This window comes from Streptosporangium sp. NPDC002721, assembly GCF_042888905.1.
Taxonomy (GTDB): domain Bacteria; phylum Actinomycetota; class Actinomycetes; order Streptosporangiales; family Streptosporangiaceae; genus Streptosporangium.
The window spans coordinates 97,266-108,578 of record NZ_JBIAQI010000009.1 but is presented as its reverse complement, the minus strand read 5'-3'; the positions used below and the strand labels follow the sequence as shown (position 1 = coordinate 108,578).

Here is an 11,313-nt window from a genome sequence, read left to right as displayed (position 1 = left end):
GGTGATCCTGGCAGACTGTCCGGCATGAGGAAGAGCGAGGAGAGCGGGAGAGACGCCCCCGCCCCCGGGACGCGCCGCAGGGGACGCCCGCCCAGGGACCGCTCGGCGCCGCCGGCGCCGTCGACGCCCGACCGCATCCTCGCCGAGGCGACGGACCTCTTCGCCCGGCACGGGGCCGACGGCGTCTCCATGCGCGACATCGCCGCCCGGGTCGGGATCGACGTCTCCAGCGTGCACCACCACTTCCCGTCGAAGGCGTCCCTGTACGACGCCTGCTTCGCGCGCGTCTTCGAGCTGGAGCGGGCCACGCTCACCCCGCCGGTGCGCGCCCTCCTCGCCGCCGTGCGCTCCGAGACCCCGGGCGACGTCGTGGGCGCCATGCACGCCCTGGTGGACGCGTTCGTCGACTTCCTCGACGAGCACCCCCGGACGACGTTCCTGTGGCTGCGGCGGTGGCTGGACCCCACCCTGCACCCGTCCCTGGACGAGGCGTACTCGCTGCCGATCTACGGCGAGATCGAGCGCGCCCTGCTGGAGGCCGCCACCCGCGGCCTCGTCGTCGAGCCGACGCCGCACGTCACCGTGCGCGGCCTGGTCTGGGCGGCCCACGGCCACGTGACCGCCCTGAGCGCCCTGAGGTCCCGTGGCGGGGACGCGGTGGCCGCCGACCGCGAGAGGCGCGAGTTCCGCGCCTACGCCCACCGCTTCGTCGACCGGCTCTACGCACCCCCTGGCGCGGGCGCCTCCGACGGCTAATATTCCATCAAGCGATGGAATATGGAGGCGACGGATGGGCGCGAGGGAACCGGGCCGGGAGACGGCCGTCGACGGCGACAGCGTGGCGGGCCCAGCGGTGGCCGCCGGCGGTACGCCGGACCGGGACGTTAAGGAACCGGGCCGGGGCGTGACCGCCGTCGTCGGTGGCGGCCCGGCGGGCATAGCCGCCGTCAAGGCTCTCGTCGAGGCCGGACTGCCCGTCTTCGGGGTCGAGCGCGCCGCCTCCCTCGGCGGCCTGTGGCGGCTGGACGCCGACACCGCCTCCTACGAGGGCCTGTGCCTCAACACGAGCGGGCCGCGCACGCAGTTCTCCGACTACCCGATGCCCGCCGAGTGGCCCGACTACCCGACCCGCGCCCAGATGCTCGACTACCTGCGCTCGTACGCCGACCGCTTCGGGGTCGGCGAGCGGTTCCGGTTCGGCACGACGCTCGAATCGGCCCGGCGCGCCGAGGACGGCTGGGAGCTGGAACTGACCGGCCCCGAAGGTCCGTACCGCGAGACGGTGGAGCACCTGGTGGTGGCCAACGGCCACAACCACGAGCCCCGCCTGCCCGAACCGCCCTACCCGGGGACGTTCACCGGCACCGAGTCGCACGCGCACGACTACGTCACCCCCGCCGAGCTGGCCGGGAGGCGCGTGCTCGTGGTGGGCACCGGCAACTCCGCGATGGACATCGCCGCCGAGCTGGCAGGCCACGCGTCCGCCGTGCTGCTGTCGGCCAGGCGCGGGGTCTGGGTGCTGCCCAAGCGGCTGCTGGGCCGTCCCTCCGACCAGCTCAACGGCGCCCTCGCGGCCCTGCTGCCCTGGCGGGTGCGGCAGGTGGTCTCCCAGGCGGTGCTCAGGTTCGCCGACCGGAAACCCGCCGGGCCGCGCCTGCCCGCACCCCGCCGGGGCGTGCTCCAGGACCACCCCACCCTGAGCGACTCCGTCCCCCGGCTGATCGCGGAGGGACAGGTGCTCGCGCGCCCGGGCATCGCGCGCCTGGACGGCACGCGGGTCCACTTCGCCGACGGCCGGGTGGACGAGGTCGACCACATCGTCTGGTGCACCGGCTACCGGGCCGTGACCCCCTTCCTGGACGCCGCGACGATGCCCGACCCGGCGAGCGCGCTGCTCCACCGGCACGTCTTCCCCATCGGCGACGACTCGATCAGCTACGTCGGGCTGATGCAGTCGACCGGCTCGGCGCTGCCCGTCGTCGAGGCGCAGAGCCGCCTCGTGGCCGCCGTACGCGCGGGGACCCACCGGTTGCCCGACCCCGGGACGGCGCGGCGGATCGCCTCCGCCGAGCTCGACGCCGCCCGCGACCGCTGGGGACAGCGCAGGCCGCACATGCGGATCGACGTCGACCAGTATCTGCGCGTCATGGACCGCGAGCTGCGCGCCTCCCTCTCCCGCTCGCTGGCCGGGCGCCGGATCCTGGTCACCGGCGCGGCGGGCACCTTCGGCAGGGCGATGAGCGCGCGGTTCACCGCCCGGGGCGCGCACGTGGTCGGCCTGGACATCGTGGACACAACCCGCCCCGGCGACTCCGGCGTCCCGATCATCGCGTGCGACATCACCTCCCAGGAGTCCGTCGACGCCGCGGTGGCCGAGGCCGTGGCCCTGCTCGGCGGCGTCGACCTGCTGGTCAACAACGCGGGGCGCGGCGGGCCCGCCCCGGCCGAGCTCGCCCCCGGCGAGGAGGTCGAGGCGCAGCTGCGGCTGAACCTCCTCGGCGCCTGGCGTGTGACGGCGGCGGTCATGCCCCACCTGGTGCGCACGCGCGGGCGGGTGGTCTTCGTCGCCTCGCGGATGGCGCTCCTGCCCCTGCCGCTGGCGGCGGCGTACGGCGTCTCCAAGCGCGCGCTCGCGGCCTACGCCGACGCGCTCCGGCTGGAGGTCGGCACGCACGTCGGCGTGACGACGGTCTACCCGAGCATGGTCCGCAGCCCGATCCACGACAGCACGCGGCAGGCCGGGCTGTCGCTGGACGCGGTGTCCAGGCCGGAACCCGTCGAGGGCGTGGTCGACGCGATCGTCCGCGCCGTCACCGCCCGGCGCGCCCCGCGCGACGTGGCGACCACCGTCCGGGGGCGCGTCGAGATGATGGTCGGCAGGCACGCCCCCTCCCTGGCCGACCGCCTCGTACGCCGCACCGTCGCGGCCCGCGTGGCGGCCGGTGACTTCGCGAACGCCCCCCTCGCGGCGGGGATGGTGCGCAGGCACCGGGGACAGGGCCCGCGTGGGCACGTCTCATGACGGGACCAGCGCCCCTCGCCGTCCGATCGCCCAGATCGTCAGGGCGAGTCCCGACAGGACCATGCCCGCGACGCTCACCGCCTGCCACTCCCCCACCGACCACAACACCACGGCGGCGGCCGACCCGATCGCCCCGCCGATGAAGTTCCCCGTCACGAAGGCCGTGTTCAACCGGCTCCGCGCCTCGTCGGACACCGCGAAGATCCGTGCCTGGTTGAGGATGTTCAACGCCTGGATCGCCACGTCGACCAGCACCACCACGACGAGGACGAGCACCACCGACCGCCCCGCGAACAGCGCCACGGCGAACGACGCGAGCACCAGCGCCCACGCGGCGCCCGTGGCGGGAAGGGACCAGCCGCGGTCGTGCAGCCGCCCGGCCCGCCGCGCCGCCAGCGCCCCCGCCAGCCCGGCCAGGCCGAAGAGACCGATCACCGAGACGGGGTACTCGAAGGGCGGCGAGCTCAGCAGGAAGGTCAGCGACGTCCAGAACATGGTGAAGATCGCGAAGCCCGTCCCGCCCAGCAGCAGCGTCCACCGCACCACCCGCTCCCGCCGTACCACCGAGAACACCGACGCCATCAACCGGAGGTAGGGCAGCCGCGTCTTCGGCTCCAGCGCGGGAATCCTCCGGTGCAGCAGGACCGCCAGCGAGACGGCCACGACGGCGGCGGCCGCGAAGATGGCCCGCCAGCCCGCGAACTCGGCGACCAGGCCGCTGATCGTGCGGGAGACCAGGATGCCCGTCAGGATGCCGGACGTCACGGTCCCGACCACGTGGCCACGCTCGGCCTCCACGGCCAGGTCCCCGGCCAGCGGGGTCAGCAGCTGCCCGGTCACGGTCGTGACGCCCAGCAGCGAGATCGCCGCCAGCAGCGTCCAGAAGGACGGCGCCAGGGCGCACAGCACCAGCGTCACGGCCGACGCGAGCAGCATCAGCGGGATGAGCCGCCGCCGGTCCAGGACGTCGCCCAGCGGGACGAAGAGCAGGATGCCGATCGCGTACCCGATCTGGGAGGCCGTGACGAGCCACCCGGTGACGGCGGTGGAGGCGTGCAGGTCGCCGGCGATGAAGCCGAGAAGGGGCTGGGCCCAGTAGAGGTTGCCGACCGCCGCGCCACCGGCGACGGCGAAGAGGAAGGTCAGGCCACCGGTCATGATCCGGGGAGGCTGCGGCGCGGGGTGCACTGTCACCCGGAAATGCTCGCATGTGGAACCGACAGTCCCGACATGTGGGACCGACAGTCCCGACTGGAGACCGGCGCCGGACGGATCGGCCGATCCGCCCCGAAGGCGGAGCGGGCGGAGGGGACGAGGCCCGCCGGCCACGATCGGCCTCCGCCCGGCCGGCGCGTCGGAACCGGGCGCGTCGGAACCCGGTGCGTCCGGGTGTGCCGGAACCGGGTGCGTCCGGACGCGTCAGAACCGAGTACGTCCAGGTTGGCCAGAACCCAGTGCGTTCGGGTGCGTCAGAACCCGGTGAGCGAGGGCATCCGATCGGACGATCCACCGCGGAAGACCCTGCCGAGAACGGTCCGCAGCCGCTCCGTGTCGACGGGCGTCAGGTCCAGCTCGACGGTGAGAACGGTCCCGGTCTCCATGTTGTCCGCCGCCTCGGGGGTGAGGTGCAGGACGAGGCGGCGATCGTCGAGCGCGCAGGCGGTGATGCCGCTCCCGGTGCCCCGCATGCCCTCGCGGGCCACCCAGTAGGACCGCTCCTCCCCGTCTCCTCTGCCGAGGAAGAGGAGGTGGTCACCACCGCCGTCCGCCTCCTCGTGCAGGAAGACGGCGGGCCCTTCGCCCCTCCCGCTGAATCCGAAGTCACGGACGACCATGTGCTCGGTCGGCGTGTAGGCCACCTCTCCGGAGACGACCGGCTCGGGGTCCGGCGACTCGTGGAAGCGACGACGCCAGGAGTCCTCGGGCTCGCGGAGCCCCATCGGGACCGCCGTCGGAAGGGCGTCCAGCAGCCAGCCGGGAACGGTGCCGCGAGGGAACACCATCAGCTCCTCCAGCGGCGCGAGGTCAGGGATGTCCGTACCGTCGGGAAAGGGGAACCCGTCGGCGTCCACCTCTCCCCGGTACGACCTGTCCTTCGGCGTGAAGCTCAGGCTGCAGGAGAACCACGTGCCCTCGCCTTCGCGGTAGGACAGTTCGCGAAGCCGCCGGACCGACTCCTCCAGCCCCTGAACGCCGATCTCCACCCCGTCGCAGTCCACGGTGACGCGGGTGAATCCTCCGACCTGGCCGCACCGGACCGTGGCGCCGCTCCAGCCCGAAGGCGCGGCGGCACGCACCAGGTCACCGATCGCGAGCCGCAGGCGGCGCTCCTCGTCGTACTTCGAGCGCATGGTCATCCTTCCTTCGCAGTCAACAGGCCGTGCAGGCGACGCGCCTCACGGAGCAGGCCGCTCGATCCCTTGCGTGCCGCCATGGCCTCGATCTCGGGGATCACCCCGCGGGCGCCGCACCAGGCCGCCGTGGTGGCGGCCAGTTCCACGAACCCCGCCAGCCCGTGGCGCGGCCGGCGGCCGGCCCGGGGCAGGAGCGACGGCAACGCCGCGGCGACCGCCGTCCACACCTCCTCGTGGGCGCCCTGGCGGGCCGCCGACTCCAGGGCCGCCGTCAGGTGGACGAGCTTCGTCTGGTCGTACTCGACCAGCTCCGCCGCCCGCCTGCCGAGCTCGGCGGCAGGCAGGTCACCGCGACCCGCCATCGTCAGCAGGACGTCGACGGCTTCCGGCGTGTCCGGGTCTCCCAGCATGCGGGCGAGGAGGAGCGCCACGGCGGCTCCCGGCGGCCCGTCGAGCCGGGCGAGCTCGCGCAGATGGCTCGTCTGCACCGTCGGGTGGTACCAGGGATGGTTCAGGAGATGACGTGACAGGTGGGCGGCGGCCACCTCGCGGTGGGACGGGAACATCGACGGCCACCAGGCCAGGTGGAGCCCGTCGCCACGCCCCGAGGAGGTGGCGAACGTCCGGTCGACGAGGAGCTGCCCGGTGGCCTGTGCGCGCACCGACGGGACGGGCCTCAGCTCGCCGGAGTGGTTCCGGCCGCTGTTGTCGTGTCCGGGCGCCGGGTGGGACCAGCCCATCTCCACCACCGGATCGGCGATCCGGGTTCCGGACAGCCACCGGGCGACCAGGCGACCGGCCGCCGAGGAGAGCCGGCCGGCGCGTTCGGCCGCCTCCCCGTCCGGCTCTCTCGGCAGCCGGATGAGCGCCTGTTGCAGGTCCGCGGCGAGCGGCTTCGCCCCGGCGGCCTCGATGACCTCCAGCCTCGTCACCAGCTCGGCCGCCTCCACGTGCCCGGTCGTGAGGGTGGGGGTGGCCAGCAGCAGGGGCGGGACGACGTCCTGCTCCACGGCCATCTGGATCTCGGCCGCCCGGTGCAGCAGGAGCAGGTGCGGCGGGCTGACATACCGGGGGTTGGAAAGCCTGCTTCTCCAGATGCCGCGTTCCGGCGCGATGCCGACGAGGGAGTACACGGCGCCGATCAGCCAGTGGTCGACCCGCTGCCAGCGCTGGGCCCGGTCCCAGTGATCGGCCTCTCCGTACAGGTATTCGTACCTGCCGGCCAGGAGGGGCTCGAACGCGGCGGCCGCGCCCGCCCGGTCCCGGTGCACGAGGGAGACGAAACCGGCCAGCAGCCGCTCCCACGCCTGCCAGTCGTCGGAGTCGTTCAGCAGGGACACCATGTCCGCCACTGAGTCGATCGGTTCCGGCATCCGCCGAGGGGCCTCGGGCCGCGGGAGCGCGGGCGGGTCGAACCCGTCCCGCGGCCCGGCCTCGACCGGCTCCTCGCCGCCGAAGACCTCGAAGGCACGCCGCCCGAGGTCGGGCGGGAGCGCGCCGAGGGCGTCGCGGACGACGCCGCGGCCCTCGTCGTCCATCAGGCCCGCGTACTTGATCGCGAGTGTCAGCGCCCTCTCCTGCAGTTCGACGGAGTCGGCGGCGAGCACCGTCGCCAGCGGTCCCGCGACCGAGGCCGCCAGGCCGGGCGAGAGCCGTACCCGCTGGTCCAGCCAGGTGAGCCCGGCGCGGACGAGCTTGCGCTCGGGCCGGAAGAGCACCGCCTCCCATCCCTCCAGCAGGTCGAGGGGGTCGAGCACGTCAAGCGCGTCGAGCCCGCGCAGGTGCCGCAGCGCCAGCTCGGCGACCGGCCCGGGGGCCGCGGGCAGCAGCCGCAGGTAGTCACGGGCCAGCGGCTCGATCTCGTGCGGCGTGGGATCGAGCGCCTCGTGCAGGCGGACGAAGAACCGCAGCTCCGTCACCGAGCCCCCCAGCAGGAACCGCCTGACGCATCCCTGGAGCAGCTCCGACCGTCTCGCCCCGTCCGTCGCGGCCAGGGTGCGCAGCGCGCGCAGCAACGACCTGTCCGGGTCGCTCTCCCACTGCAGGGCCCGCCCGACCCCCTGGGCCTCGAAGAGGCGGGGAAGCATGACGTCGAAGAGCGGATCCCTGTGCGGGGCGGGCAGACCGGCGACCGCGCCCGCCCATCCGACGACCACCGGATCGTGCGCCGGAACCTCGGTCCCGGTCTCGCGGAGCAGGGCGAGCGCCAGTTCCATGCCGCGGTCCTCCGCCGTCCGGAGCCTCAGCACGAGCCGCCTCGCCAGGTCGGCCCGCCACTCCGCCGGCCGGGCCGCGAGAATCGTCATGATCCGCCTGGTGTCCCCGTACGGCGGGCTCCAGCGGGAGCTGAAATCCCGGCGGTTCAGCCAGGTCGCCACGGCGGCCGCCCCGGGAAGGACCCCCGCCCCGGCGGCGCGGAGCACCTCGGCGTGCTCGTCGAGCCTCTCCCAGGACTCCTGCCTGCCGCGCAGTGTCTTCAGGTATCCGGGAAGGTTGGCGGCGACCTCCCCGCGCGCCTCCTCGTCCAGCCCGGTGACCCGGATCGCGACGGCATAGGCGTCCTTGCGGTCGATGAGCCCGCGGATCTCCTCCCAGGCGCTCACCGGTGCGACGACCTCCTCGCGGCGGGAGGTCCGGGAGGGTTCGCCGGAGGCCGGGAGCTTCGTCCCGGTCGGCGGGGCAACGTGTTGATGGGGGGTGGACATGCCGCGAACAGTAGTGATCCACTCCGACAATTCGGCCGCGGATCCGTCACGAGACCACGGTCCCGCGACGGATCCAACGGACGTGCGACCGGCGACCACGTCCTTCGCTCACCCCTTGAGCGCGTGGTCAGCGACGGAGAACGGGCTTCTCGTCCACCCTGGCGTGCGCGCGGCAGCACCTGGCCCCCGAGCGGCAGCAGTGGCGGCGGTGGCGCTCACGGTCCTTGATCCTGATCACGTTGTCGTTGCGCTGGTGGTTCCTGATGCTCGTGCCGGGTTCACGGCCGGTGGATGACGTGCCGGCGGGTGTCACCGGGAGGTCATCGGGCGCGACGACCAGGGGCACCACCTGTGAGACGCTGGCGTCCAGCAGGGCGGTGCCGGGGAAGGCGGCCGTGAGCCGGTGAGTCCCCGGTGCGAGGACCACGGCCAGGACGGCGCGGCCGTTCGCGTCGAGCACGGCGGTCCCCAGGCTCACCCCGTCGTCGAAGAACCTGACCGGCCCCGTCGGCGCGTTCGGCCCGGGAGAGGTGACGGTCGCGGTGAGGGTGTACCCGCCCGCCACCCCGGGGGTGGGCGCCACGGCCAGTGTGGTCGCGCTCTGCCGCGACACCGGCGGGACGACCAGGGGCACCACCGGTGAGACGCTGGCGTCCAGCAGGGCGGTGCCGGGGAAGGCGGCCGTGAGCCGGTGAGTCCCCGGTGCGAGGACCACGGCCAGGACGGCGCGGCCGTTCGCGTCGAGCACGGCGGTCCCCAGGCTCACCCCGTCGTCGAAGAACCTGACCGGCCCCGTCGGCGCGTTCGGCCCGGGAGAGGTGACGGTCGCGGTGAGGGTGTACCCGCCCGCCACCCCGGGGGTGGGCGCCACGGCCAGTGTGGTCGAGGTCTCCCGTGACACCGGCGCGGCGCAGAGCGAGCGCGTGACGGTGTTGGTGTCCAGGGTGACGGCGGCGTTGCGGGCCAGGAGGCGGCCGTCGACCACCGCGCCGGTGGTCGCGGTGATCGAGGTCAGCGCCAGGATGTTGCCGACGAAGCTGGAGCCGGTCCCCAGCGTGGCCGAGCTGCCGACCTGCCAGAAGACGTTGCAGGCCTGGGCGCCGTTGATGAGGTTCACCGTGCTCGCGGACGCGGTGATGAGGGTGGAGGCCGCCTGGAAGATGAAGACGGCGTTGGGGTCTCCCCGCCCGTCCAGGGTCAGTTCTCCGGTGATCTGGAAGGGGCCCAGGGCGGAGGTGTAGGTTCCCGGCGTCAGGGTCGCCCCGCCGAGCTCGGTGGCGAGGGTGGCGTCGGCGACCTGACCGGCCGCGTTGTTGTAGGCGGTGGTCAGGTCGGCCTGGGCCTGGGCGGCGACGGCGTTGGCCGCGTTGACGGCGCCGACCACGAGGCCGGGCGGGAAACCGGTGATGGCCGACCCCGGGCTCACACCGAGGTCTCCGGTGAGGATGGTGGGACCGGTGTTGGTGACGGCGGAACCGCCCAGGACCGCGAAACTGCCGGCCGTGCCGAGCGGCACCGGCGTCGCCGCCCTCGCCGTGTGCGGGGTCGCGGTGACGCACCCCAACGCGAGGACGGCCGCCAGGCCCCCGGTGAGCCACCGGCGCACGACACTTCGCTCGACACTTCGCGAATGACCAATGCCTATCATAATAACGACCTTTTCTTTTGGTATTACTCCGTTCAGACGCATTGCCGATGATGCGCCATTTCATCCGATCCTACTGATCGGCGAAGTCGTATTCGTTATGCGACATGCGGGATATTTTATTGCACGACCATTTCCAGACATAAAGAAAATAAAGTTATTTTTTATGCTTTCGAAAAAGCCGTACGGCCGTCTCGGCGCAGGTCAGAGAGGATAGTGACCACGTTCGCCTTCCAGGGGAACGTGTCGACTGCCGCTTCCAGGGAAACATGGCGACTGCCGCGAGAACGGGCGCCGGTCCCGATCCATCGGAACCGGCGCCCGTTCTCGTGTCACCTGGCGGGACGACCCGTCACGGGACCGTGGGGGTGGAACCGGCCTGCAGCCGGTTGCCCGTGCGCCGCCAGCGGGCGAGCCCGCCGTCCAGCGGGCGCGCGTGGAAACCCCGCTCGCGCAGCAACCGCACGGCCTCCGGGGAGACCGCACAGTAGGGTCCGCCGCAGTAGGCCACGATCTCGGCGTCCCGGGGAAGCTCGCCGAGACGGTCGTTCAGTTCGGCCAGGGGCACCGACAACGCCCCCGGCACGTGGCCGCGGGCGTGGTCGGCCGCGGAGCGCACGTCGACGATCACGACGCCGGACCCGGGGTCGGCGAGGCGCGCGGCGAGCTCACCGGCGGTCACCGGCTCCAGCACCGCGGGGTCGCCAAGGTGCTCGGACACCGCCTCCCGCAGGTCGGCGAGCCTCTCCCCGGCGAAGTCCTGCAGCTCGCCCAGGAACCGGGAGACCCGCTCGTCGGCCAGCCGGTAGTAGACCCGCGTACCCTCCCTGCGGCTCGTCACCAGGTGGGCGGCGCGGAGCTGCTGCAGCTGGGCCGAGGTGTTCTTCAGCGGGACGTCGGCCGCCTCCGACAGCTCCTCTACGGTGCGTTCCCGCTGGTCGAGCACGTCGAGCAGCCTGAGCCTCACGGGACTGGCCAGCGTCTTGCCGATCCGCGCCAGCTGCCGGTAGATCGGTTCCTCGCGAAACTCCGCCATGGCCGTCAGACCATGTACTGGTCGTGGCGGAGGTACAGGTCGGTCCACTCCGCGTCACCGAGCTGACGTCCCTCCGCCACGATCGCGCCGAGTTCCTCGAAGTACGCCTCGCGCGGCGCCCCGGGGGTGAAGAGCAGGAGCATCGACGCCGGTTCGCCGGACTCGTTGCGGAAACTGTGAATCCCGCCCGCCGGGACGTGCAGGAAGTCCCCCTCCGTCGCGTCGATCCAGCCCTTCCCGTCGAACAGCCGCACCGCCCCGGACAGGACGAAGAAGGACTCGGAGATGGTCCGGTGGAAGTGGGGCTCCGGGCCGGACGGCTTCGGCCCCATCTCCCAGCGGTACAGGCCGAACTGCCCGTCCGTCGAGGCGCCGGTGCCCAGGTAGTGCACCGCCGTCCCGCCGACCATCAGGTCCGGCCCCGCGCTCGCCGGCCGGAAGGTCCCGCTGCTCTCGCCCGACTCACCCAGGTAACGAGCCTTGGGGTACGACATCGCGCTCTCCATCCCTGTGATCCAATATTCCAAAGAACCATAGAATATGGGGACAAA

Annotated in this window: 8 protein-coding genes; 2 read left to right on the top strand and 6 right to left on the bottom strand. The window is 72.9% G+C overall.

Annotated elements, in window-relative coordinates; all coding sequences use genetic code 11:
* The first annotated feature begins 24 nt into the window (after positions 1-24).
* Both ACFYWM_RS14360 and ACFYWM_RS14355 read left to right on the top strand, forming a co-directional pair.
* Positions 25-756: a TetR/AcrR family transcriptional regulator gene (locus ACFYWM_RS14360; RefSeq protein ID WP_389913892.1), complete on the top strand. Its 732-nt coding sequence runs from the start codon at positions 25-27 to the stop codon at positions 754-756.
* Between the two features lie 34 nt (positions 757-790).
* Positions 791-3,022, top strand: a complete 2,232-nt coding sequence (locus tag ACFYWM_RS14355; protein WP_389913888.1) for an SDR family NAD(P)-dependent oxidoreductase — start codon at positions 791-793, stop codon at positions 3,020-3,022.
* Here ACFYWM_RS14355 and ACFYWM_RS14350 read toward each other — a convergent pair.
* The 6 genes from ACFYWM_RS14350 to ACFYWM_RS14325 form a co-directional block, all read right to left on the bottom strand.
* A complete protein-coding gene (locus ACFYWM_RS14350; protein WP_389913885.1) occupies positions 3,017-4,216 on the bottom strand; it encodes an MFS transporter in 1,200 nt (399 codons plus the stop codon). The two genes, ACFYWM_RS14355 and ACFYWM_RS14350, sit on opposite strands and share 6 nt — an antisense overlap.
* A gap of 275 nt (positions 4,217-4,491) precedes the next feature.
* Positions 4,492-5,379: a hypothetical protein gene (locus ACFYWM_RS14345; RefSeq protein WP_389913882.1), complete on the bottom strand. Its 888-nt coding sequence runs from the start codon at positions 5,377-5,379 to the stop codon at positions 4,492-4,494.
* Positions 5,376-8,081: a DUF6493 family protein gene (locus tag ACFYWM_RS14340; protein WP_389913879.1), complete on the bottom strand. Its 2,706-nt coding sequence runs from the start codon at positions 8,079-8,081 to the stop codon at positions 5,376-5,378. Before ACFYWM_RS14340 ends, ACFYWM_RS14345 begins: the two co-directional genes overlap by 4 nt.
* A gap of 127 nt (positions 8,082-8,208) precedes the next feature.
* Positions 8,209-9,687 carry an ice-binding family protein gene (locus ACFYWM_RS14335; protein ID WP_389913876.1) on the bottom strand — a complete coding sequence of 493 codons (1,479 nt, stop codon included), beginning with the start codon at positions 9,685-9,687 and terminating at the stop codon, positions 8,209-8,211.
* A 391-nt stretch (positions 9,688-10,078) separates the two neighbouring features.
* Positions 10,079-10,762, bottom strand: a complete 684-nt coding sequence (locus ACFYWM_RS14330; protein WP_389913873.1) for an ArsR/SmtB family transcription factor — start codon at positions 10,760-10,762, stop codon at positions 10,079-10,081.
* 5 nt (positions 10,763-10,767) lie between these two features.
* Complete coding sequence (locus ACFYWM_RS14325; protein ID WP_389913871.1) at positions 10,768-11,256, bottom strand: cupin domain-containing protein; 489 nt, start codon at positions 11,254-11,256, stop codon at positions 10,768-10,770.
* Positions 11,257-11,313: the final 57 nt, after the last annotated feature.